25 protein-coding genes and 2 pseudogenes are annotated in these 22,048 nt (G+C 53.2%); 11 read left to right on the forward strand and 16 right to left on the reverse strand.

Features of this window, described 5'->3' with window-relative positions:
* Window positions 1-195 precede the first annotated feature (195 nt).
* Together MW898_RS20625 and MW898_RS20630 are read left to right on the forward strand one after the other, a co-directional pair.
* Window positions 196-552 carry a helix-turn-helix domain-containing protein gene (locus MW898_RS20625; protein WP_248910197.1) on the forward strand — a complete coding sequence of 119 codons (357 nt, stop codon included), beginning with the start codon at window positions 196-198 and terminating at the stop codon, window positions 550-552.
* The gene (locus MW898_RS20630; protein ID WP_248910198.1) at window positions 549-812 is read left to right on the forward strand and encodes a DUF7521 family protein; all 264 of its coding nucleotides are present in this window, start codon (window positions 549-551) and stop codon (window positions 810-812) included. Before MW898_RS20625 ends, MW898_RS20630 begins: the two co-directional genes overlap by 4 nt.
* A 4-nt stretch (window positions 813-816) precedes the next feature.
* Here the strand turns inward: MW898_RS20630 and MW898_RS20635 are convergent, their stop codons facing one another.
* A complete protein-coding gene (locus MW898_RS20635) occupies window positions 817-1,551 on the reverse strand; it encodes a DsbA family protein (protein WP_248910199.1) in 735 nt (244 codons plus the stop codon).
* A gap of 207 nt (window positions 1,552-1,758) precedes the next feature.
* On the opposite strand from MW898_RS20635, the gene MW898_RS20640 reads away from it, so the two are divergent.
* On the forward strand, window positions 1,759-2,172 hold the full coding sequence (locus MW898_RS20640) for a hypothetical protein (RefSeq protein WP_248910200.1): 414 nt from the start codon (window positions 1,759-1,761) through the stop codon (window positions 2,170-2,172).
* Window positions 2,173-2,255: 83 nt separating this feature from the next.
* Here MW898_RS20640 and MW898_RS20645 read toward each other — a convergent pair whose 3' ends face one another.
* The 5 genes from MW898_RS20645 to MW898_RS20665 all read right to left on the reverse strand — a co-directional run bounded on the left by MW898_RS20645 (window position 2,256) and on the right by MW898_RS20665 (window position 9,183).
* Window positions 2,256-5,015 (reverse strand): heavy metal translocating P-type ATPase, encoded by a 2,760-nt coding sequence (locus MW898_RS20645; protein ID WP_248910201.1) that lies wholly within the window; start codon window positions 5,013-5,015, stop codon window positions 2,256-2,258.
* Between the two features lie 70 nt (window positions 5,016-5,085).
* A complete protein-coding gene (locus tag MW898_RS20650; protein ID WP_248910202.1) occupies window positions 5,086-5,838 on the reverse strand; it encodes a helix-turn-helix domain-containing protein in 753 nt (250 codons plus the stop codon).
* Window positions 5,839-6,153: 315 nt separating this feature from the next.
* A complete protein-coding gene (locus MW898_RS20655; protein WP_248910203.1) occupies window positions 6,154-6,714 on the reverse strand; it encodes a hypothetical protein in 561 nt (186 codons plus the stop codon).
* A gap of 478 nt (window positions 6,715-7,192) precedes the next feature.
* Entirely contained in the window at window positions 7,193-8,095 is a 903-nt protein-coding gene (locus MW898_RS20660) for an ABC transporter permease (protein ID WP_248910204.1), read from the reverse strand.
* Window positions 8,092-9,183, reverse strand: a complete 1,092-nt coding sequence (locus tag MW898_RS20665; RefSeq protein WP_248910205.1) for an ABC transporter ATP-binding protein — start codon at window positions 9,181-9,183, stop codon at window positions 8,092-8,094. Before MW898_RS20665 ends, MW898_RS20660 begins: the two co-directional genes overlap by 4 nt.
* Window positions 9,184-9,487: 304 nt before the next feature.
* Here MW898_RS20665 and MW898_RS20670 point away from each other — a divergent pair, with 304 nt between their 5' ends.
* Complete coding sequence (locus tag MW898_RS20670; protein ID WP_248910206.1) at window positions 9,488-10,135, forward strand: helix-turn-helix domain-containing protein; 648 nt, start codon at window positions 9,488-9,490, stop codon at window positions 10,133-10,135.
* A gap of 1,211 nt (window positions 10,136-11,346) precedes the next feature.
* Here the strand turns inward: MW898_RS20670 and MW898_RS20675 are convergent.
* Window positions 11,347-11,970 (reverse strand): annotated as a pseudogene (locus tag MW898_RS20675) (transposase); the annotation flags it as partial.
* A gap of 6 nt (window positions 11,971-11,976) precedes the next feature.
* On the opposite strand from MW898_RS20675, the gene MW898_RS26040 reads away from it, so the two are divergent.
* The 3 genes from MW898_RS26040 to MW898_RS20690 all read left to right on the forward strand — a co-directional run bounded on the left by MW898_RS26040 (window position 11,977) and on the right by MW898_RS20690 (window position 14,081).
* Complete coding sequence (locus tag MW898_RS26040; protein WP_248910208.1) at window positions 11,977-12,417, forward strand: hypothetical protein; 441 nt, start codon at window positions 11,977-11,979, stop codon at window positions 12,415-12,417.
* Complete coding sequence (locus MW898_RS20685; RefSeq protein ID WP_248910209.1) at window positions 12,407-13,423, forward strand: C45 family autoproteolytic acyltransferase/hydrolase; 1,017 nt, start codon at window positions 12,407-12,409, stop codon at window positions 13,421-13,423. The genes MW898_RS26040 and MW898_RS20685 overlap by 11 nt, the downstream gene beginning before the upstream one ends.
* Window positions 13,424-13,580: 157 nt before the next feature.
* Window positions 13,581-14,081, forward strand: coding sequence for a GNAT family N-acetyltransferase (locus MW898_RS20690; protein ID WP_248910210.1), 501 nt, complete (start codon window positions 13,581-13,583; stop codon window positions 14,079-14,081).
* Window positions 14,082-14,197: 116 nt separating this feature from the next.
* Here MW898_RS20690 and MW898_RS20695 read toward each other — a convergent pair whose 3' ends face one another.
* The 4 genes from MW898_RS20695 to MW898_RS20710 form a co-directional block, all read right to left on the reverse strand.
* On the reverse strand, window positions 14,198-14,860 hold the full coding sequence (locus MW898_RS20695; RefSeq protein WP_248910211.1) for a nucleoside/nucleotide kinase family protein: 663 nt from the start codon (window positions 14,858-14,860) through the stop codon (window positions 14,198-14,200).
* Between the two features lie 3 nt (window positions 14,861-14,863).
* Complete coding sequence (locus tag MW898_RS20700) at window positions 14,864-15,439, reverse strand: putative glycolipid-binding domain-containing protein (RefSeq protein WP_248910212.1); 576 nt, start codon at window positions 15,437-15,439, stop codon at window positions 14,864-14,866.
* Between the two features lie 679 nt (window positions 15,440-16,118).
* Complete coding sequence (locus MW898_RS20705; protein WP_248910213.1) at window positions 16,119-17,516, reverse strand: transposase; 1,398 nt, start codon at window positions 17,514-17,516, stop codon at window positions 16,119-16,121.
* 17 nt (window positions 17,517-17,533) lie between these two features.
* The gene (locus MW898_RS20710) at window positions 17,534-18,070 is read right to left on the reverse strand and encodes a hypothetical protein (RefSeq protein ID WP_248910214.1); all 537 of its coding nucleotides are present in this window, start codon (window positions 18,068-18,070) and stop codon (window positions 17,534-17,536) included.
* Between the two features lie 131 nt (window positions 18,071-18,201).
* On the opposite strand from MW898_RS20710, the gene MW898_RS20715 reads away from it, so the two are divergent.
* Entirely contained in the window at window positions 18,202-18,849 is a 648-nt protein-coding gene (locus MW898_RS20715) for a helix-turn-helix domain-containing protein (RefSeq protein WP_248910215.1), read from the forward strand.
* Between the two features lie 136 nt (window positions 18,850-18,985).
* Window positions 18,986-19,612, forward strand: coding sequence for a DUF998 domain-containing protein (locus MW898_RS20720; RefSeq protein WP_248910216.1), 627 nt, complete (start codon window positions 18,986-18,988; stop codon window positions 19,610-19,612).
* Between the two features lie 67 nt (window positions 19,613-19,679).
* Here MW898_RS20720 and MW898_RS26245 read toward each other — a convergent pair.
* Window positions 19,680-19,951 (reverse strand): annotated as a pseudogene (locus MW898_RS26245) (transposase); the annotation flags it as partial.
* A gap of 114 nt (window positions 19,952-20,065) precedes the next feature.
* Between MW898_RS26245 and MW898_RS20725 the strand changes: the two are divergent.
* On the forward strand, window positions 20,066-20,443 hold the full coding sequence (locus tag MW898_RS20725) for a cupin domain-containing protein (RefSeq protein ID WP_248910217.1): 378 nt from the start codon (window positions 20,066-20,068) through the stop codon (window positions 20,441-20,443).
* A 117-nt stretch (window positions 20,444-20,560) separates the two neighbouring features.
* A complete protein-coding gene (locus MW898_RS20730) occupies window positions 20,561-20,722 on the forward strand; it encodes a hypothetical protein (RefSeq protein WP_248910218.1) in 162 nt (53 codons plus the stop codon).
* Window positions 20,723-20,753: 31 nt separating this feature from the next.
* Here MW898_RS20730 and MW898_RS20735 read toward each other — a convergent pair whose 3' ends face one another.
* From MW898_RS20735 to MW898_RS20750, 4 genes are read right to left on the reverse strand one after another with little or no spacing between them, the layout of a single operon-like run.
* Window positions 20,754-20,912, reverse strand: a complete 159-nt coding sequence (locus tag MW898_RS20735; protein WP_248910219.1) for a hypothetical protein — start codon at window positions 20,910-20,912, stop codon at window positions 20,754-20,756.
* A 47-nt stretch (window positions 20,913-20,959) separates the two neighbouring features.
* Window positions 20,960-21,340 (reverse strand): DUF7124 domain-containing protein, encoded by a 381-nt coding sequence (locus MW898_RS20740; RefSeq protein WP_248910220.1) that lies wholly within the window; start codon window positions 21,338-21,340, stop codon window positions 20,960-20,962.
* Between the two features lie 54 nt (window positions 21,341-21,394).
* Window positions 21,395-21,616, reverse strand: coding sequence for a DUF7511 domain-containing protein (locus MW898_RS20745; RefSeq protein ID WP_248910221.1), 222 nt, complete (start codon window positions 21,614-21,616; stop codon window positions 21,395-21,397).
* Window positions 21,613-21,900: a hypothetical protein gene (locus MW898_RS20750; protein WP_248910222.1), complete on the reverse strand. Its 288-nt coding sequence runs from the start codon at window positions 21,898-21,900 to the stop codon at window positions 21,613-21,615. Before MW898_RS20750 ends, MW898_RS20745 begins: the two co-directional genes overlap by 4 nt.
* Window positions 21,901-22,048: the final 148 nt, after the last annotated feature.

Here is a 22,048-nt window from a genome sequence, read left to right on the forward strand (position 1 = left end):
GATTCCGATACAACGGATGGTATCGTTCTGTATTGGGAACGACACTGAAGGAGCGCTTCAATCAGCAGTCAGTGCGTGTCGCTACAGCCGACGTTGTCACACTAACAGTGTCTGTTCTTGTATAACTATTTGTGGCTATTCTCACTCGGTGGGAGTAATTGAGGTTATTTAAGTTGTGGTACGAGTACCTAGCACGTGCACGAGAGTCGCGATCCGGCCGATATTTTAGATATACTCGGCGATAAAAACGCACGGGCGATTCTCAAACACGCGAGCCAGCAACCCATGTCTGCAAAAGGACTTCGTGAGGCGTGCGACGCATCCACATCAACGATTTACCGCCGGCTCGATGAGCTTGAAGCACTAGACCTGCTTACTGCATCAAGTAAACTCGATCCAGATGGGAATCATCATACCGTTTACGAGACTGCAACCGACGCGCTTGAGATTCGATTCTCTGATGGCGTGATCGACGTCCAATCCAACGATCAAGAGGACGCCGTCGATACGTTCGCGCGTACGTGGGACGATCTCCGGAGGTTCGATCAATGAGCACCATCGTTCTCATTGGAAAGCTACTGACTGTAATACTCGGTCTCCTCATCGCCTACCGGGGCTATCAGGGCTATCAGCGGACATCGAGTCAGCCGATGTTGTTTATTTCGATTGGATTTGTCTTCATCAGCGCGGGAGGTGCCCTCGGATGTTCTATTCAGAAGGCAATCAATGTCGCAGTACCACTCGCAAGTCTGCTGCAGCCCCTCCTCATCGGCGTCGGTATGGTTTCGATCCTCTATTCAATGTATACGTGAACCCTTACGTGTTTTTCACCTGCTGGATGGCGGATTTGAACCGACCGTAGGGTTGTGCGCCGACGAGCTTCCCCGCCTTCTTGGACTGACGATTGTAGAGAACGAATCCAGGGGTACCGCTGATACCTATCGAGCGTGCCCGTTGGCTGTCGCTTTCGATCGCTGTTTCGATGGCTTGACGGTCAGTACTCATACACTGTTCAATGCTGTCAGCCGATACACCGTCGATCTCCTGACTGATATCGAGGAGATTTGCTTTCGAGGCCCATCCGGAGTTTTTCTCCTCCTGTGCCTCGAAAACCGCCGAGTGCCACTGCCAGTAGGCTTGCGGATTCGATTCGTTTACCGTTCGCCAGACGCACTGATCCATCACTGCAGCCGTCATCGAGTCCTTACCGAGGTACGGGAATTCGATGAAGATCACCCGTACATCACCGGGAGTGACGAAGTTCCGTATGATTTGTGGCAATGTCTCCGTGTTGAACTGAGCACAGAACGGGCACTGATACTCGCTCCAGTAGTAGAGGTCGACTGGGACATCGTGTTTGCCCATGATTGGATGACCAGTCAGTTCAATGTCGAACGCACCAGTACCAGTTGCTGAATACATCTCAGCCGAGACGGATGACGAGGAGTCCGATATGAGTGTAGTGACACCGTAGACACTGCCGCCAACGGTAAGTGTGGCTAGACCTCCGAGTACTGCGCGTCGTCTTGTGAGTAGCGTTGAATCGTTCATGTATCTGATATCAATTTGTCATTCGTTTCTGTGAATGTGAGGATAGACCGTGCGTACCGATTGTCGGGGAGAGGGAGAATCGCAACATCATCTGTATTCTCTTTCGTGCTCGGGTTCCAGAGGCTACCTACTAAAATCCCAGACCCGTTCCCATAGCCAGCGAATTCCACCCTGTGTTTAAGTATTACTTACGTCTCATCCCATCCAATGGCACTTTCCCGACCAAAAATCATGAAGGGAGCGGCGGTCACCATCGGGTCATTCCTTCTATTTGGGATCGTTACCGGCCTCCTCCCGAACCCATTGTACGTTCGAATGGTTCCGCGAACGCTGTTCGATTATACGTTTCTCATCGCTACATCACTATTTGCCGGCCTGTACATCGCTCAGCAGCCCGCGGCTACCCGCTCTCACGACGACCGTCTCGCGGTCGGCAGCGTTGTTTCTGGATTCCTCGCCTTCGGATGCCCTATCTGTAATGCGTTTCTGCTCGCACTATTCAGCAACTCCATGCTGATGACGTATTTTGATCCGTATCGGCCCGTCTTGGGGGGAGTTTCTGTGCTGCTTTTTGCTGGACTTCTATACTATAGACGACAGCGAGACTGTCAGTCATGTTGAAACCGAGCTGAGTCACAGGATTCTGCCTAATGCTAACGTTGTGAAACCGCTCGATGCATAGGCCGGTTTGACGACCTGTAGAGTTAGAGGAATCGGTCGGGTTTGAGCCGCGACAGCCGCATCGAATTCGCTGTCACACCGATACTCATCCCCATATCGCCGATCACAACGGCCACGATCACGCTCACCAATTGGAACGGAACACCGATCGCCAGTAACATCTTGACACCGAGACTCCCCCAGATATTCTGTTCGATCACAGCTGTTGCCTTCTGTGAAAGCGCAGCGAGATACGGGAGTTTCGTGATGTCATCACTCAGCAACGCGATATCTGCCGTTTCGAGGGCTGTATCTGTACCGGCTGCTCCCATTGCAATTCCGACTGTCGCTGTCGCCAGCGCTGGGGCGTCGTTGATCCCATCACCGACCATTGCGACCCCTTCGGACTGCTCAATACACGCTTCGATAACGGTGGCTTTCTCCTCTGGGAGGAGTTCGGCGCGATACTCGTCGACACCTACCTGCTCGGCGATTGCTTGAGCCGTCCTCCTATTATCACCCGTGAGCATGACGATGCGTTCGATGCCCTGAGCGTGGAGCTGTTCGATTGCGTGGCGAGCACCCGGACGAACCTCGTCAGCAACCGCAATGACGCCGACGAGCCGATCAGCTGTCCCAACGAACACGACCGTCTTTCCGTCGCCCTGAAGGTCTGATACGGTCTCGTCCATGAGATCGAGATACTGACCGTGTTCGCAGGACTGGACGGTGACTGCAACACCGCCATCAGTTGCAACGTGGTGGTGAGTGAGGTCGAAGCCGAGATCTTCGAAGAGCGCCGGCTTTCCGATGTAGTACTGCTCACCATCGATGGTGCCCGTCACACCCTTCCCGGTCAGGCTCTCGAACTGCTTGACGATGCGCTCGTCGATCCCTTCGTCTGCGGCTGCCTCGACGATCGCGGTTGAGATCGGGTGTTCGCTGCGGGCTTCGAGGCTTCTGGCATCCCGAAGGACGTCCTCACGAGTTGTGCCATCGAGTGGGACGACATCCGTCACTGTCAGTTCACCCTTCGTGAGTGTTCCTGTCTTGTCAATTGCGACAGTATCAACGTCGCCCATCGCTTCGAGGTCCGGACCGCTCTTGATGAGCACCCCGTTTTTCGCCGCACTCGTAATTCCCGAAACGACACTGACGGGTGTGCTGATAACCATGGCACACGGGCAGGCAAGCACGAGCAGCGTTAATCCTTGAACGAAACCTGTCCGCCACGTCGCACCGAGCACGAGTGGTTGGACAAACAGGAGTGCAACTGCAATACTCACGATGACCGGCGTGTATTTATCTGCGAAGCGGTCGACGAACTGTTCGTGCTCAGTCTTCTCGCGTTGAGCGTCCTCAACCATCTCGATTATCTGCGCGATGGTGTTGTCGGCTGCCACCGACGTGACGCGAACCTCAAGATATCCCTCCTTGTTGATCGTCCCGGCGTACACGTCATCGCCTTCACGCTTGTCGACAGGGACGCTCTCGCCCGTGATTGGGGCCTGATTGACTGCACTCTCTCCCTCAAGGACCTCACCGTCCATCGGAACTTTCTCACCTGGACGGATGATTACCACGTCATCGATCTGAACAGCATCGACGTGGAGCGACTGTTCATCTCCATCGCGGCGAACGGTCGCGGTCTCAGGAGCAAGCTCCATCAGCTCATCGAGTGACCGCCGTGCTCGTCCCATCGAATACCGTTCCATCAGCTGTGCAACCGAAAAGAGCACCGCGAGGGTTCCCCCCTCGAAGTACAGTCCCTCACCGAAGAGGAGACTCGCGAGAACTGCACCGAGAATTCCGAGGCTCATTAGCAGATCGATATCGAGGCTACGGTTCCGTGCTGAGTAGTACCCGTTGTGCAGGATCGCTTCACCACCGGCGGCGATCCCGATGATGTAGAACAGTTCGGCCAGATCGATACTCTGCCCAAGGCCACTAGCGAGAACGATATTCAGGGAGGGGAGAAGATATTCGAGAGCGATTCCAAGCGTGAGGAACGTTGCTCCCGTGTAAACTTTGAGTGCTCGTTTGCTCCGCCAAACCGCACGCGGATCTTCTCGCGGACGCGTGTCGTCGATCGTCGACGATGGGTCCGTGGATCGAGTGCCCTCGACTGTGTATCCCGCTCCCGTGATGGCCTCGACAACCGCCGTTTGTGGGAGCTGGTCGGTGTCGTACGTTACCGTGACCGTGCCGGTCGTTGGCTGAGTCTCGTAGGCAGTGATTCCTGTTCGCTGTTCGAGTGCGTTTTCAATCTTCCCGGCACAGGAGGGACAGTCCATCTCAGGGACGTCGAACGTGTCTGTCTGCTCTGTTTTTCGGGTCTCAACCGTGTATCCGGCAGCTTTGATTCGCTCGTGAATTCGGTCGACGGTCGTTTCCGAGGGATCGTACTCGACGTGGACAGTTCCCGTCGTCACCTCGGGATCGATGTTGTGAATGCCCGTGAGTTGTTGAACGCTCGTGGTGATCTTATTCGCACACGATGGACAATCCATTCCGGGCACACTGACCGCGATCGATTGCGATGATGACCCTGTCCTACCTTCGACGGTGTATCCTGCTGCCTCAATTCGATCGACGATCGATGGCCGATCCGTCTGTTTGGGATCGTAGGTGACCGCAACAGATCCAATCATAACCTGCGGATCGACCACCGCAATCCCAGCGAGCGACTCGACGCTCGAAGTGATTTTTGCTGCACAGGACGGACAGTCCATCTCGGGCACAGCAAATGATGCTGTCTCAGTGCCATCTCCTGATGTTGTCCGTCGATTCGACCCTGTATCCATTATGGGAGATTAATTCTCTCCGTGGCTTACGAGTTTGTTTGGTGCACACCAAACCAGTGGATGCTCGGTGTCAGCGATTGGAGTGCACGACTGGAGTCATTGGCAAATTCTTTACGTACGCACTAGCGAGCTGGGCTTCTGCGCGACGCAGGCGATACGACAGCGTTGAGCCGGGCAGATCGAGTTTCTCGGCAAGTTCGTACGTTTCGATCGCCCGTGGCGTTTCGTAGTAGCCGTGTTCGACTGCTGCCTGGAGCGCACTGTCTTGTTCCGGAGAGAGAAACTGCTCTGCTTCATCATCTTCTATTCTGAGGCTCTCGGTATTTTCACGGACACGCATGATCTCGACACCAGCCGTATCCGCAATTTCGGCGTCGAGTGCCTCGTAGAATGGAGTGAGCTTCGCATCGCTCGGGAGGATGAGTCGCCACTGATACCGACGGCCGCGCCACGTCGTCTCGAAAATGAGTCCGTCACCGAAATGTTCGAGTGCGAGATGTGGAATAGACGTACACGCGACAGTTCGCTGCCAATACGAATAGAGGATGAGGGTGTCGGGCGAGCGATCGAGTACTTGAGTCTCCCACTCGCCCTGACAATCGCGCCGGACGAGACAGTCAGCATAGTAATCTGCAGTCGCAACAGTCTCAGCAACAGCGTCGAGAGTGGCTTCAGATCCGGTGACATGATCGACGCGCCAGAGGGTGTCATCGGTAACGTGGCATGAGAGTGATCGAAGGTGAGTCTCCGGACACTCCGCGAGGATATCCGCGACCGGATTACTCTCGGGATCGTATTCGAGAGCGAAGACGAATTCACGCATATTACCTATACGAGTGTCTCGGTGAAGAGGATGCGGATCTCTCTATGGTGCTGTGTGCTGTTCATCCCGGTGCGATGCTCGTGAAATCACACACTAGGTCTCGTGCAGCGTTTCGACCGTGTGACCATACCCCCGGAGGCTCTGTAGACTCACTGTAGATGACTCAACGGCGATCGTTCCACCAAGGTGAGCTCGATGATGTGTATTCAGTTCAGACGGACCGGTCTCACAATCGCTCTGAGTTGTATTGTATTACTTGACATTATGAAGGCTAAAAAATGTTGCAGCCTCAAAGGCGTATAATCGGTAGCCGCGTTAAATGTTGATCCCGGGTGGAACGTCGGTTGAACGGTTGATCATTGCACTAAGCTGTTTCATTACAATTGGAGATTCTATGGAGGCGGTGTTCACATGATCGATACGAGCACACATCCGAAGCCAGCGGGCAGCGCCTACATCGCCCGACGCAGCCAAGATATGTGTTCCAACTTGCGGTGGGACGTAGCCGTCGTTACTCGGTGAGAGATGTACCACCTTCAGCGTCGATGCATCAGTACTCAGAATGCCGTCTACATCGGTTACTCTGAGGAGAACAAGTGCTTCCTCATAGCCGATGGTGGTAGGGGAGAGATGTGAGATTGTGCAGTCTCGACACCTGGCGGCATCCAGCATCCATCCTTTGGGGGGATCGAGGTGTGTCTCCAGTGTCGGCAGATTAGCGATCCGAATTGCCTCGTATAAGATCGGCTCAGTGGTGTTAACAATAGCATTGCAGTAATCACAGCTGAGTATCGGCGTCGTATGGATGATACCGACAGTCTCGCCGTGGAGATCACGACGGAGCACGCCGGTATGGATCGGAGACAATTCACCCATGAAATCTCAGTTCAATAATGACTGCTACGGCATATCACAATTTCGGCACAGAGGGAAAAACACCGAACGGAACCCGACTATATCTCTATTTTATCAATAGAGTGACGTAATGAGGTCTGACATACTCTGAATCTCTCGCTCTTGAGTACGCGTGTTCATATCGTTCGTCGAAGAGTGCGGCCCTGACTTCGAGTATTAGGACGATTTACGATGTGGCTCTCAAGACTGATGTTTCTGCTTTGATTGGTGTATAGCGTTTGTGTTTCATCTGTTCGAAGTTGCGTATTTACAATGTACGAGACGTAGGCGAACGCGAAATTGAAAAATCGATGGTCGCGTTCTGTCGAGGTGATTCGAACTACGACTGTGCAAGAGTCGTGTCATCTGGGACGCATTCGTCGAGATCGTCGCTCATCTCATCGGACTCAACAGCGAAACAGCGGGAAGATGGTCCGATGAACGCTATCTGGTGAACAAATTAGCTGACATGTGAACTCGACACGCGGTCCAACAAGACGGCGGCGATCCCACCCAACACGAGGTCAAGCACACCGAGCACTACTACCGCTGGCACAATGGTATTCCAGATGCCGGAGAACGCCGTCACATCGATCACCGTGAGGACATCCTGGCCGAGCATCAGCGCACGGAGGGCATCGACACCGTACGTGACTGGATTGACCGTTGCTACGATCTGCATCCACTTCGGGAGAAAACTGATCGGCAGGAAAGCGCTTGAGGAGAAAAGCAATGGATAGTGCGTCATATACATCCAAATACTGGCTGATTCGATATCTTGTGTTACGAGCGCAACGATGATTGAAAAGGCCGTAAACCACAACGAATACACGATGACGATGACGAAGATTCCGAGTACGCCTCCCAACCCCGTTTGGATATAGGTCCCGACCGAACTACTTGAACTGATCCACAAGAGCATGTATCCGAGCACGAGAACTATCGCTGATTGGAAGACGACCCGGATTACATCTGCGAGGGCTTTTCCGAGAAATATCGCTCCACGGTGAGTCGGTGAGACGAGTACTTTTTCGAACATGCCACTCTCCATGTCCTGAATCAACCCCGTTCCAGATTGGATGGCTACCGTCATGGCTGTGACGATGATGATGGCTGGCGTGAGGAAGGTAACATAGTTGACGTCCGCCCCGAACAGTTCTTGGATCGGACCGCCGGCAAGTTTCCCGAACACCTGCGTGAATAATATTAGAAAGATAAACGGCGATAACAGTGCCTCAAACACTATACTCGCGTTACGGATGGCTTTCTGGAGCCACCGTTTGAGTGTGATCCACACATCGACAAGGAAGCTGTTGCCAGCCCCTTGCTGTTCGACTGCCCGCTCAGTTTCGGTCGTACTCATCGACTTCCTCCTGTCTGGACGGGATCTCCCGACTGGTCTTCTGCTGTCTCTTCACTCGTTGGTTCGCCGGTGGTGTCGTCGAGCGATGCTCGGCTGCTAACCGGAACGCGAAGCGTTCCGGTGAGGGCAAGGAAGACGTCGTCGAGCGTCGGCGATCGGACGTCGAATCCCGTCACCGTAATGCCAGCATCTCGCAGCGCGACGAGAAGGTCGGTACCCTGTTGGCGTGCGTGCTCGGACGCGATCCTAATGCCCTCGTCGGTGGGTTCGATTGTATTTTCCGCAAATAAGCCTGACTCACGGGCGACTTGTTGGGCGTGCGCTCGTTGTTGGGCGATCGAATCTTCGAGCGTGATTTCGAGGATATCACCGCCGACCTGCGATTTGAGTGTGTCTGGCGAATCAGTAGCGACGAGTTTGCCATCCTGAATCACAGACAGGCGGTCACAGAGTTCATCGGCCTCCTCCAAGTACTGGGTCGTAAGAAACAGGGTCGTCCCTTGCCGATTGATCGCCCGGAAGTACTCCCACAGGCGATTGCGCGCTCGGGGGTCCAGTCCTGTTGTGGGTTCGTCGAGAAAGACGAGTGGTGGCTCATGAACCAGAGCAGTCGCCACGTCGAGGCGCTTTTTCATCCCTCCTGAGAACCCACTGGGCTGCTTGTCGGCGACATCTGCGAGATCGACGAGCGCTAACAGATCGTCGATCCGCTCGGCACGCTCGCTCCGTGGGACGCCGTACATTTCACAGGCGAACTGGATGTTCTCGCAGGCGGTGAGTTCTTCATCGATGCTCGTCTCCTGAGCCATGTAGCCAATGGACGAGCGGACGGCCCGCGGATCATCGACGACGTCGAATCCGTTGACCGTCACCGACCCGGCTGTGGGGTGCAACAGTGTCACGAACGTTTTGATGGCGGTGGTCTTGCCTGCTCCGTTTGGCCCCAAAAACCCGAAGAACTCTCCTTTGGGGACGTCGAGATCAATCCCTCGCACCGCGCGTGTGCCGTCAGCGTACGTGAGTTCGACGTTCCGCGCTGCGATCGCCATTGAGGACGTTTCCTGAATGTCGGTTGTTTCGGCAGGCATGTTCACACTGCCTCCGTCTCATTCAGAACCGGTCGTGCAGTGGCTTCATTCGAAGCGTCGTTGCATCCTTTATCGGTATTTCGCTTCTCCATCACGTAGAGATAGGGCCTGGTTCGTCTCGGATTTGACGGGGTGCATGCATGCAATCTTTATTACTGATCGCGCTTTCACACTCGTGTACGATGATGTCAAGCTCTCTTCGTCGTGACTCTCGATTCGAGACGGATCGAATAGGACGACCGAATCAGTGGGATCAAATACAATGAGATATGTGACTATCGTTATCTCTCCAACCGACGAATATATGGAAGATGTTCGGTCAAGGAGCCCCAAACGAGTGCAGGGAAACGGCGATCCAAGAGAAGTATGGATCGACGGAACGCTCGTGGCGACACAGGAAGCGGTACATTATGTCAATCTTCTTGATGATGGGACTGTTGTTGGGATCGTGCAGTTCAGAGGCGATGCTGATCGGCTTACAACGATAGAAGACGAAAGTCCAGAGATCATCTCGTGTACTGTGACGGGTGGTGAAACGTGGCTGGCGTATCTCCACTACGAGCCTGAAGAGTTCGAAACAGCCCTCTACGAACGTATCGATACTGAGGCAGTCAGTATCGACTGGCCAGTAGTGGAGACCGCTGACGGCCTGCGACTCACACTGTTCGGGAAGGATGCAGCCCTCCGAGAACTGACCACTGACATTCCTGAGGAACTTGACGTGACTCTCAAACGGGCAGGAGAATATCAGCCAGATATGGATGATCCAGCGGAGCAACTAACCACTCGACAGAAAGAGATCGCACGGGCAGCACTCGCAGCGGGATACTACGACATCCCCCGGCGTGCAACACAACGTGACTTGGCGGCCGAGCTCGGGGTGTCACGAGGGACGATCGGGGATCATCTTCGACGAATAGAGACGAAGATCATCCGGTCCGTGATTGTCTGAAGCTGGCTGAATGAGGTTTTCACTGCACAGTCTCGTGAAGATTTGGCGTTCAAGGTATATTCCTGAACTGCTCGTGTATTAGAAATTCACCTACCCGACATTAGGTGTATTAGAATCTCACATAGTCAACTTTATGCGCTTAAAAGAAACCAAACAAGCGTCAGTAATAGGGAAGTACACCGAACGAAGCTATTCTATTGACCCTCTACGGGAAATTGCAGACAAGCTCTAGCTATAGAAGGCCATCTACAGAAATCCATCCCCGGAAATAGAGAGCATCTCAAGACAAAATTTGCTATAGCATCATATGGTTTATCCACGCGATGCGTATATTGACCACTTGACTGTGTTGTGTGGTTGTCTGCCCCGGACAACAACGCACTATAAATAGTAAGAGAAATGACTATATCGCTCTATCCAACGAAAACTATGCTCTTAGAATCTCGTTATTCAAAGCAATCGGGCTACTTCGTCATCTCAGTATCATCCAGCGAGGAAATTGAAGAGATGGGATGTCGTCTCTGTCCCTCGGAATCTAGTGAACCACTTCGACTGAAACCCTCTGCATGGGGTTCTCCACACGCTCGCTGTTATGACTGTTGGGAACGAATCTTCTGCGTGATTATGGGGGTGGGGCTTATCGTGGCGTATTCGCTCCTCGTAACTCGTTAGAACTTGATCTCAGATAAGGAAGTGCCGTATATCACATTCGACGCTGGCGAGCGCAAGAATACCTCGCCCATTGCGGTCGAACTTCTCATCGCTGAGGTCGCTTAAACTGGCATTTCAAAGAGCTTCTTTCTGTCAGGCCATGATCTAACAGTCGACACAGTCAAGGGACGTCTCTTGTGGATGTTTTGTGCTCCATCGACGGCGGCTGAATCTGCTGTTGTTTGTTGGGATGAAATGAAGTGATTAACAACTCTGAGAACTCGCCTGCTTTCGACAGTACTGGGAGCTATGACGATCGAATCCGTATCTATAAAGTGTATGTCGATATATTGAATCCGCGCGAATGATGTCCCACAGTTTCGGAGGATGGAGTGTTTCACGGCGTGTTTCACGCAGATTCACCCTCGATTCGTCCAGCGGAGTCAGAATCAACGACCGACTTCTGAGTCGAACTTCAAGAACTTGAGAAAATTAGCCCGGGATCGTCGCCGAGAGGGAGCGTTTCCACTCACAGCAGGCACGCCGAGGTCGCCGTTGAACTAGTCTCCCGGAACCAGCGCAGACGAGACCAACTCGACACATTCCCCAGCCGTCAGAACTGGTGCATAGTCCATCTCAGCGTCGACACCGGCTTTCAACAGGAAATCGGTGAGCCGCCAGATGTTGTGCAACAGCACTGCGAACACGAAGTAGAACAGCCGAACGCGGTAGTCTTTCGAGGAGGTTTTCGCTAAGAAGTCGTACTTGATCGACTTATACTCGTTTTCGATCTGCCACCGACGGCTGTACCGCTGGCAGAACGCCTCAGCCTCAGCTGGTTCGACTCGGAGATTCGTTGCGAAGACGGCTGTGCCCTCGATTTTCGTCGATGGCACATAGAGGAACTGCATTGCGTGTGATCCGTGGTCAGTGTGAGCCGTCGCTGATTCGACGGCCACGTCCTGCCCATCGTCGTCCATTGTCTCGATAGCTGCTCGCTCAGCGCTGTACGTTCGCCTGGGGATCAGATGGTCCACGTCGAGATTCGAGAGCGTCTGGTAGACTGGCTTCGCGTCGAATTCGGAATCGCAGAGTACCATCTCGATCGGTAGTTCTTGCGCGCGTCGAACGAGTCGTCGGACCACACGACGGATCCGATTCGGTGGATTGCTGTCCCACGGGGAGCGAACGTGAAACACTCGGCATGGGCTGATCTCAATGCGGCCCTTGCTGATGCGAGCTGTCTGTACAAATACCCAACAGGGGAGCCATGGAATTTCATCCTTCCCGCTACAGACTCCGAAGTAAATCAAGAGATTGAGCAGTTCGTTCTTGGCCGTCGACCTCGCTTTGAACTCGTCTTTGACTCCGTCGCAGAATCTCCGGTCGTTCAATTTGCGCTTCGGACGGATCTCTCGCAGGAAGACGTAGAATCCCTCTTTCCTCGCCCGTATGGGTTCTCTCCCAATGGGTTAGAAGAGATCTTTCGTATCGTTTCAGTCGTCCATCCCTGGTCAGGCTTCTCAATCTCGTTCCATCTGTATTTCGGTGAGGGGGAGATGGACTGGAGAACCGGTGAATGGCTCGTAACCGAAGGAGAGCGGATTAGCCCCTCGACAGATGAACAATAAGGCCCAACCCGTCGAAATGAGTGAGAATGTAGAACAGGAATGGAACGCAGACTACCGAACCTACAGCGTTGAGGGAGACCACTACGAGATTGGCTACGAAACGGCAAAACGAAGCGGTGAAATTATCGAGCCCGGAACGTCGCTATCAGGTGACGCTCGAATTACTGCCGAAAAATCGCGTGAGGTCACCAAAGAAGTGTTCCCCGCAGCGGTCTCTGAGTTCGACGGATACTCAGATGCTCTGGGTATCCCTGATGACGAAATGCTCTGGCATTTCACACCAGGAATCGACGGATCATGCAGTGCAATGGCAATTGAGACTGATGATGGAATATTAATCGGGCGCAACTACGATTTCTTCTATTCTGAATCTCGACGACATTTCATCCATACCGTTCCCGATCAAGGATACGCCCACGTTGGCGTGCACGAAGGGTTGGTCGGTGGCAGGTTCGATGGGTTAAACGATCAGGGATTGTTTGTCTCGTTCAACGGGGCGGGATTTCCCGACCATAGTGCGGTCGGAATGCCATTTCACCTCGTTGTGCGCTATCTATTAGCGAAGTGTGACAGTGCTGTTGATGCCCGTGACACACTCCGAGACTTGCCCCTCCGAGAGCCGAAGAGCTACTTGTTGGCGGATTCCGATTCTGCTTTCGTGGTTGAGGCACATCCAGAACAGACAGCAGTAAGGACACCTAACGCAGGTCTTCTCGTCGCCACTAATCACTTCATCCACTCGGAGATGGAAGCATTCAAACCACCGTGGGATAATTCTGTTCAGCGTCGAAACCGTCTACTCGAATTCAGCAACCTTGATTCACCGACTATAGAGGATTTGCAAGTCGGTCTTCGAGACCACGAAGCACCGGTCTGTGGGCACGAAGACGGAATGGCAACCCTCTGGTCATGTGTCTCAGAGCTCTCGACTGGCCGAATCTCGTACCCGCTCGGTGCTCCGTGTCGGAATAGATATTCGTGGACCATCACGCCAAGAGTAGAATAACCTCGAGCGAGTGGTCCTTACTGTCTGAGAAGTGCACAATACAGATCAACCACTACCGTACCGACTAAAACTTGGTAATCACCATGACGAGCGTGGAAGTCAACTCAGATATGCGGTTTGCAGTATGATTATCTCACAGCTTGCATTACCTGAAGGCATGACGGTTCCTGTGGTTCCCGCACAGCAACGACACGTCGACGAAATCTGTCGTATCTGTTCAGACGGATGGCGCGAGACCTACACCGGGTTGCTTCCCGATGAGGAGATTGAGACGACCATAGACGAATTCTACACGACCGAGCGGGTCGCAAAGGAGGTGCGCTCGCCAGACGGCTGGGACGGCTGGCTCGTCGCGCTCCATGACGAGGATGTTCTTGGTGCGGGTGGAGGCGGTCTCACAGAACCAACAGTCGGTGAAGTGTTCGTTCTGTACGTCGACCCGGCAGAGAAGCGGAAAGGAGTCGGTTCCCGACTACTCGAAACGATGACGGCTCAGCAACGGAACAAAGGTGCGACCGAGCAGTGGGTATCAATCGTCCCCAGCAACGAAATCGGAAAGTCGTTCTACCGGAAGCACGGGTTCGAAGTGGTCGGCGAGCGCGAGGCGTATGGAGATTCGAGTGACCGAAACTCGCTTCGACTTAGACGGTCACTCTAACCACCGCTACAGTTAGTTGCGGCAGGTGAACGAACTCTATACCGTCAGTTTGGGACCTGAGCAAGATATATCACCAGTGGGTCGGGACCATCCATCATACGGGACGGATGAGTGATTCAGGTGGGAGTCGTTCGTTTGGCCCAGTCGTACATCGCGTCGAGAACGGTCAGTAAGTATCGATCCGTACGATTATCGGATATTGGGAAGTTGGCCCGAATCGTAGAGCAGTTGGTCTCAATACTCTGTGTGTGGACGAACCGAACTCGCTCCGGGGACTGTGTTTGAAGCTGCTCGAAATAGTGCCTCTGTGGCGTGGTGAACTGCAGGTGGCTCTCGAAATTCCGACGCGTTCGCGTCTCGTCGCTATTTTTCCGTTGTCGCAGCGAGTCGGTGTCCGTGTGGAGGAAGAAATAACCGTCTGGAAAGCCAACTGCTCGATCTTGCAATTTCTTACGGTAGAATCGATAAATTGAGTCCAGCGGTGCGAATTCTTCGATATCAGCACGTTCGTGTGACAAGCCGTGAGCAATCCAGTTGTACCAGAGCGGTTGAAGTACGTCTCCGTCTAAAATCACGAAGTCGTGTTCTTGCTCGCGCTCGATGGCGATTTCCCAACGGTCACACTGGCGTTCGAAGTACCATGTCGTTGAGTCCTCTTTGGACGTGTCGAAGAGTACATTCACCTCGGGCACGCGGTACGCGTCGAACTCGTCGCAAAGCACCTCAGCAGTGGTCGTCTTTCCAACCGCACTCGCGCCTTCGAGTGAAATAATCGTCATGACTCACTCCGGAGGGAAGACCCGGTCAAATAGGTCTGGATAATCAGTGACGAGTCCATCTGCGTCAACCGGCAATTCAGCGGTAAAGCCACTGGTTACGCTCTCGTAGCGATACCGTCCGCTGTCTTGGTCAAGTGGGTCGAGGCAGGTGTACTTCTGAATGGCAGTCTCGACATGTAAGTCGGGAACAGAGATATAGACTGTCTCGATCTCGGTCGATTCGCCCTGGTTGAGTTCCAAGCGTCGAATCGGTAGTGTGTTCGTGAACGGTGTCACCGAAATATCAACGTCGGTGCATCCATCCAGTATTGTCATCGGCCCTCCATTCCCGTTGGTCCAGTTGCCCTCTGTGTCTGCCCGGAGTGAGATCGACGCAGATTCACGGTCAAGGGTGGCGACCTCCACTCGTCGAACGCGATAGCGACGGTCACATTCGATCTCGTACCGAATACGGAACGACTCGTCCTCAGCAGAGCCGACCACGACGCTCTCCACATCAACACCTGCCGAGTCTTCGATCAGGTGTAGCGATTCGATACCGACCCCGACGGTCGGTGTCCAGTAGACGTCTCGGTTCATTACACAACCGTCAGCGCGATACACGATAATGGCCCTGAATCTGATTTACCAATTGGTTCAGGTCGCCGAACACGGCTGGCGAAAACCATCGCAGAGCTTTGTTTCACAGCACATTGCGGTGATTCAGCTGTTAGAGTTGTGCCGCGAGTGTATGCTCAATAGCTCGTTCGGCAAGTTGGTTCGGTTCTGTGCCCCAGTAGCACTCCTCTCCGGCGTACATCCGCTGTAGTTCGTCATGGAGAGGGTTCTCTGAATGCCATATATTATAAAACTATCTCTTCCCGTAAAACAGCGGTCAACGTAGAGTGATTGACTCACGCTCCATCTGTGGGGTCTGAATCATATCGACTGATACTGAAAGAAAGTCACGCATCAGAGCTATCCTCCGAGGTTGTGATGTCCCACAGTTTCGGAGGATAGGCTAGAGTTAGATCGTACCGTCGACGGTACGTACAAGAACTGCATCGAGTAGTTTCCCGTCTCAACGTGAACTGATGTCGGCTAGCTAGATTTTCCATGAACAGACTGGCCATTCATTCTAACGTATTTCACCGTGTAGTAAACGAACGATGCCCACCATCACTCCATCATTTGAGACTCAAACCAGAGCGATACGAAATAAAGTGGCGTGAAACAGCGCCGCCGTTCACGAACCGGGCGAACACGGGAGGTGTCGACGTCAATCAGGTGGATCGAGACCGTAGCACTGCTTGGCGACGGTCAAGAACTGGTTCGCATCCACCCGTGGCTTGTACGACCTGTTCTCGCCGTCGATGGCGAGCTTCACCAGCAGGTCCACCAGTCGCCAGACGTTGTACAAGACACACGCGAACGCGAAGTTGAAGAAGCGGTAGTCACGCTCGGTCGAGGTGGTCCGCACCATGAAGTGCCTCTGCTTCTTGAAGCCGTTCTCAATTCCCCAACGATGGCGACACCACCGGATCAACCGCTCGATCATGTGGACGAACTCCTTCCCGTCCATCTGCTGATCGCCAGCGTCACGCGCTGTCACGTATGGATGGTTCGTCTCGAAGACAACGGTTTCGGAGGTATCCACGTCTCCGTCCTGCGCCTTCTGCTTGCGTTCTTCGATGTCCTCTTCGCGCTGGATAGCGTCGAGGACAAGTGGTACGTCCATCCCGACAATTTTGAGCACCGCCCACTGGTAGTAGTCGTTCCCATCCTTGTACCCGAGAATGTCATCCTCGTGGTCCTCTATGTCGCCGGTGAACGGGAAGCCCTTGGTCACGTCGATGGCCGTAAAGACCAACCCATCGAGCTCGCCGTTCTGACGGGCACGAGCGATCAGCATCCGCGTAGTGTCTCGCAGCATTTCCCGAATTTCCGCGACGGAGAGCTTCCCGATCTGGTAGCGATGGGTCGATCCAGTTGGGATGTTCCCGCGGCTCGTATCGAGCGAGAACGACGCCGGGCCGCTGCGAGCGTACATGTCCTCGCGCATTCCCATGTAGGTGTGCTGTTCCCAGAATGCGTTCTCGTGGATCTGCCAGTTCTGGCCCCGTTTGAGAGCAAACGCATCTGTCACGAACGGTTTGGCCTGCTGCCACACCTCATCGGTCTTCTCGGCGACGAACTGGTGTTCGGGAGGGGTATCGTCTTCCGATTCATCCGCTTCGTCACTGCCGATCCGGTCCGGAAGCGAAACCTTGCAGGCACGTGCGCCTTTCACAATTGCGTCAGCGCATTCCTGTATGGCGTCGCGGAGTGCCTCGCTGAAGCGTTCATTCCACGTGCGCCAGAACGTCGATTGATTCGGAAGTGATTCGAATCCGAGATTCTGACGGAGCGAGGGATGCGTTCGCAAATGATCGTGGAGCGCGGTTTCGTCCCAGCCATTGATTTCCGTGAGCAGGGCGGCTCGAACGTGGATCGCTATCGGGTACGATTCCGTGTACGGAGCGGACGCATCGTGTGCGGCGAACGTGAGATGATCAATCGGGAGATGGCAGATCAGTGTCTCGATGTCGGCGTAGCTCTCCCACCGCTCGCACTGTGACTGCACGATGGTCGTGACATCCGCAACGAATCTGTCGAGATGGTCGTCTGCCCCTTCCATTCTCACGTGAGACACTCCTATCCCTTGGGCCAGATCGTGTAGCTGAATGACCAGACAAAATCGATCGCAAGGATGACACTCCACAATTTTCCCATCTCCGTTAACACTCTCGTCCTGTCAAAATCGCCTACGAGTGCAACAGCCCCGAGAAGCAGAGCGCAGCCGATTATCCAAGCGAGAAAGTGCCGTCCCCACTGATGGCGTTCATGTTGAGCGTGCGCTCGACCCGTCTTGGGTGGTTTTGTGGGTGGTGGACCATCAGCGAACCAGTAGGAGAATCGTTCATCGGCCCAGCGGATTAGACGATGGCCAAAAGCGACAGAAACTCCGATATATATCGCGGCTAACCCATGGGCAGAAGTTGCAGTTCCCCCATTATTGAGGTCGATTACAGTAAACGCCAGTAAGAGCAAATCGACAAGCGGGACGCCTGCCAGTAGCACTGTACTCAGCCGTTGCTGGCCGAGGAAATATCGAGTAGAGAGCCCTGCAAGAAGCACGACCCAGAACCCGATCTCACAGCCGATGATAGCGACGTAAATCAGATCGTTCATACCTAACTAATGCGGACGGGAGTGGGTGGAGTTACTGCCATGCATGCTCGGCAAATTTAAGAATATCTGTCCTGCAATATCGAGTAGGATATGATATACGCCGATTCACACACATTATTAAAGATCAATTTATGAGATATGTAACTCTGAACATCGACCCAAGTGACGCTCACGAGACATTCGACGAACTGAGACAAGTACAGGTAGATGACGAAGTGATTGCAACATATGAAGAGATCTATGATCTCAATCCACTCGATGATGGAACTGCTGTCGAGTTGGTTCGACTCACTGGCGATACTGAACGGTTTGCGAGAATCACGTCAGATTTGGGAGATGTGTCGGTCATACCCACGAGCGAAACAGGGTTTGTATACATACACTTGAATCCCGAAAGCCTCGACACGGCGCTCATCGACATCATCGATACTCATAAGATTACTGTTGACTGGCCAGTCAGATATACCGATCGGGGTTTTCAACTTACGCTCCTCGGTGAAGACATATCTCTCCAACACGTCGTCGCGGATCTCTCCGAAATTGTAGACGTGACGGTTGAAAAAACGGGTGACTACCATCCCAGAATGCGCGATCCCGCATGGCACCTGACAGACCGTCAAATCGAGGTCGTGCGCGCTGCAATCAATGAAGGATATTATGATCTCCCTCGGGGGGCTGGTCAGCGTGACCTCGCGGCTAAACTCGAACTCTCGCGAGGTACAGTCGCCGAACATCTTCGAAAGGCCGAAGCAAGGGTGATGCAGGAAGTGGTGAAGTGAAAGCACTTGCATACTGTTTTAGAAGATGGGCAGGTCGATTCGTCATGCACAGACTCTCGCGAAATTTGAATTACAAATTTGAGTTTGACATGCGCTACACATAAGAAAATCTGTTTGATTGCAGACTAGAACGGAGATGACAGCGATAAATACAGGTTTTGTAAAGGAGAATGTGCACTCCGACATGGTCTCTCAGAAGCGTATAGCAGCCTATTGTGGAATTGCTGGAATTATGACGTTGTATGGGTCGATCCTCTTGGCAGTCGTTCTCCCACCTTCTTTTCACTGGACGGCAGACGCAATCTCTGATTTGGGCGCGGTCGGCGCTGACCATGCATGGATATATAATGGTGGATTGATTCTCGCTAGCTTCTTCTACCTTGTGTTCGCATATGGCGTGTTCATAAGCAGTATTTACTGGATGGAATATATCGGAATTGTTTTAATAGCGGTCGCATATTTTCTTGCGGTATTGGCCGGGATATTCCCCTACCCAACTCCACTCCACGATCCAATCGCACTCATTCAGTTTTTCTTGATTCCGATTGGATTGTGGGTCTACGGATCTGGGAACTTTTTTGCGGGACATCGCCGTCTCGGGGCGGTCACTATAGGCCTCGGAGTTATTGCCGCTGGGGGTGTTGTCTGGTTACTCGCTGTCGCCACAACAGATTCTCAGGCGTTTGCCCTTCCAGAACTCGTTGTTATAATACCGTTCGATACATGGGCCGTGATAACAATTTGGCGACTCTATCAACTGTAACTATTCCCACATACAAATTTATACAAATGATCTTTTCTTGGATAACAAGCATAGAAATCAATTAATGGTATAAATTTCGCATAGGATTATGCATGACAAATCCAGCTAGCCGACCTCTGACGTGAACGGATCACGATTCCACAGCGACAGTTTGTCCGTCAGCCTTCACCGTCTCGATGACCTCTCGTTCAGTACTGTTGATCCGCTTCGGGATGAAGTAGTTCACGCTAAGTACGACGGTGTCTGGTAGATCCGATGAGAATCAAACCCACGATTACACAGTATGGTCTCGATCAACACGTGTTCCTTCGCTCGCCTCACCACTCGTTTTACTGTTCGTGTACACGATTATCTCGCACTATTGGAGATGTGAATATTACTGTTGATGCCATTATTATCAATTATAGCTAACCTAACGTAGAGTATTAATACCTTGATCTCAGAACTTCTTGTATGAACTATCGGAAGGTGAATTACGAGGACGTCGAACAGGTTTCGGATGCGAAGCATTTCCTGAGCGAACCGCTCGGCTGTCGACAGGTTGGCGTGACGTTCTCGCGATGTCCGTCGGGATGGAACAGTGAACCGCACGATCATGTCGGTGACGAGCACGAGGAAGTCTACGTGCTGGTCAGCGGGACTGCCGAAGTTCGAATTGATGAAGAATCAGTGCCTGTTGAAGAGGGAGATGCTGTCTGGATTGCCCCCGAGGCAACGAGACAGATTCGAAACGGTGAGGAGGAAAGTGCCTTCGTCCTGATAAGCGCGCCTGAATTCAATTCCTCCGGAAGTTCAGATGATGCGTGGAACCTCACTGGGTTTCAAGGATAGGAATTAGTTCTACGAAGTCGTATCCTGTGCGCGCCGACCATGTTGTCCATTGCTCCCGTGATGTCATCTCCGATTCCCCACATCCCAGTCAGCAGCATCTGTGGCGTTTGCAAGGCCATGATATTCCTATCGGTGCCGAGGGAGGGAATCCGGTTTGTCGAAGAAATCTCCGATCGGGAGGTGTCGTTCTGTTCAGAACTTGGAACGAAGATGGCGGAGGCACAAGACGGTCGGCCTCACTTCTATCGACGAATGAGGATCTCGGCACTGAAAGCGTGAGCGGCATCGAAATCAGTCGACATAAGACCGGCTATGGCCATCTTCGCGCGCGAGCAATCACTGTCTCGGTCTCTTCGACAGCGCAGTTGGCGTGCCTCAGCACGTTGTGCTCTACCACAACACGTGTGCTGAGTGTGACGAGCAGTTCGACGACACCGATTCGCTGCGCAACCACATCCACGAGAGCCACTAAGTAGACGCGTCGGTGAGAGACCACTCGATGTTCGAATTTTCTCACTAGGGCCAATCGTTAGCAGCGGAGTCAGTCGCAAGTGGCCAGTCCGCAGCTCTTGCAGCGTCCGCTACTGACAGGTACGTCCAATCAGGCACCGTCTTCACTGCTTCACTGGTCTCGGCTGTCCCGACGAATACGTATCGATTCGTCTCAAAGTGACATCGCACACTGGAGAGTGCCTCTTCGATCGAGCGCGGTCCCGACAAGAAGTCCTGGTGGTAGCCCGCCTCGCGGACTCGCCGTCGTTCGATGTAGGACGGTCCCGAGGAGACAATTCCGACGTGGCTCGTCCACGTTTCGGCGTCTTTGAGTGCTTGTGCCGGTCGAGCTAGTTCTTCGAGCGCCTGCAACGCGATTGCAAGCGTAAGGTCAGTCGACGGCATTTCACGACCTCCCTCTCGACGGTGACCTATCCGTACTAGTAGTAATAGTAGTCGTCATTGGCAGTCATCGAGGTCGACGAATGAGTCTCCGTACGCCGTTATCCACGCCATTGTCCGAAACGGAATGGTCACATCTGGTGGAAAGATGGTACAGGCCGGTCGCTCGGTTGGCCCGACGACGATCGACAGTAATGTCGAGCGCGGCTGTTCAGGTGAGTCAGGGTTTGCGTTCTCACTCTGCGCTGATTCGGAGTCACCACAGGGCTGGTCAGTCATGCTGCACCGGGCGCCTTCTTCAGCGTCTCGAGATTGACGATCTCCATGATTTCGACACATCCCCAGTCGGGATCGGGAATGATTGGGACACGTCTCTCAGCAGTGGCGATCTCGCCTGCAACCTGACTGGTGAAGTCTTCGAAGATAACGAACGAAGACTGTGCTTCCGATCGGCTTCCGCTAGAACCACCGGAGTTGACGTCACTCGATGTCCATCCTGCCAGAGCGCCAACAGTGGCGGCACCGAACCCAGTTCTGTTGATTCGTCGGGTGTCGCAATGCATATGTTGTTATCTATAGAGAATAAAATATTAAGAGCTATGATTTCACTGTGGTGAGTTAATAACTACTCAACGCATATTCGGTCCGAAACGCCCGAACACTGTCCTTACTCGTTCGTCTCCCCAACCAAATGTCGCGTCGCGAGTCCAG

This window comes from Halocatena marina (assembly GCF_023276375.1).
Taxonomy (GTDB): domain Archaea; phylum Halobacteriota; class Halobacteria; order Halobacteriales; family Haloarculaceae; genus Halocatena; species Halocatena marina.

Bases quoted from the DNA above. Each gene is read 5' to 3' on its own strand.
- MW898_RS20630 (WP_248910198.1), top strand. From the start codon at position 549: ATGAGCACCATCGTTCTCATTGGAAAGCTACTGACTGTAATACTCGGT.
- MW898_RS20635 (WP_248910199.1), bottom strand. From the start codon at position 1,551: ATGAACGATTCAACGCTACTCACAAGACGACGCGCAGTACTCGGAGGT.
- MW898_RS20640 (WP_248910200.1), top strand. From the start codon at position 1,759: ATGGCACTTTCCCGACCAAAAATCATGAAGGGAGCGGCGGTCACCATC.
- MW898_RS20645 (WP_248910201.1), bottom strand. From the start codon at position 5,015: ATGGATACAGGGTCGAATCGACGGACAACATCAGGAGATGGCACTGAG.
- MW898_RS20650 (WP_248910202.1), bottom strand. From the start codon at position 5,838: ATGCGTGAATTCGTCTTCGCTCTCGAATACGATCCCGAGAGTAATCCG.
- MW898_RS20655 (WP_248910203.1), bottom strand. From the start codon at position 6,714: ATGGGTGAATTGTCTCCGATCCATACCGGCGTGCTCCGTCGTGATCTC.
- MW898_RS20660 (WP_248910204.1), bottom strand. From the start codon at position 8,095: ATGAGTACGACCGAAACTGAGCGGGCAGTCGAACAGCAAGGGGCTGGC.
- MW898_RS20665 (WP_248910205.1), bottom strand. From the start codon at position 9,183: ATGCCTGCCGAAACAACCGACATTCAGGAAACGTCCTCAATGGCGATC.
- MW898_RS20670 (WP_248910206.1), top strand. From the start codon at position 9,488: ATGGAAGATGTTCGGTCAAGGAGCCCCAAACGAGTGCAGGGAAACGGC.
- MW898_RS20685 (WP_248910209.1), top strand. From the start codon at position 12,407: ATGAACAATAAGGCCCAACCCGTCGAAATGAGTGAGAATGTAGAACAG.
- MW898_RS20690 (WP_248910210.1), top strand. From the start codon at position 13,581: ATGACGGTTCCTGTGGTTCCCGCACAGCAACGACACGTCGACGAAATC.
- MW898_RS20695 (WP_248910211.1), bottom strand. From the start codon at position 14,860: ATGACGATTATTTCACTCGAAGGCGCGAGTGCGGTTGGAAAGACGACC.
- MW898_RS20700 (WP_248910212.1), bottom strand. From the start codon at position 15,439: ATGAACCGAGACGTCTACTGGACACCGACCGTCGGGGTCGGTATCGAA.
- MW898_RS20705 (WP_248910213.1), bottom strand. From the start codon at position 17,516: ATGGAAGGGGCAGACGACCATCTCGACAGATTCGTTGCGGATGTCACG.
- MW898_RS20710 (WP_248910214.1), bottom strand. From the start codon at position 18,070: ATGAACGATCTGATTTACGTCGCTATCATCGGCTGTGAGATCGGGTTC.
- MW898_RS20715 (WP_248910215.1), top strand. From the start codon at position 18,202: ATGAGATATGTAACTCTGAACATCGACCCAAGTGACGCTCACGAGACA.
- MW898_RS20720 (WP_248910216.1), top strand. From the start codon at position 18,986: ATGACAGCGATAAATACAGGTTTTGTAAAGGAGAATGTGCACTCCGAC.
- MW898_RS20725 (WP_248910217.1), top strand. From the start codon at position 20,066: ATGAACTATCGGAAGGTGAATTACGAGGACGTCGAACAGGTTTCGGAT.
- MW898_RS20730 (WP_248910218.1), top strand. From the start codon at position 20,561: ATGATATTCCTATCGGTGCCGAGGGAGGGAATCCGGTTTGTCGAAGAA.
- MW898_RS20740 (WP_248910220.1), bottom strand. From the start codon at position 21,340: ATGCCGTCGACTGACCTTACGCTTGCAATCGCGTTGCAGGCGCTCGAA.
- MW898_RS20745 (WP_248910221.1), bottom strand. From the start codon at position 21,616: ATGACTGACCAGCCCTGTGGTGACTCCGAATCAGCGCAGAGTGAGAAC.
- MW898_RS20750 (WP_248910222.1), bottom strand. From the start codon at position 21,900: ATGCATTGCGACACCCGACGAATCAACAGAACTGGGTTCGGTGCCGCC.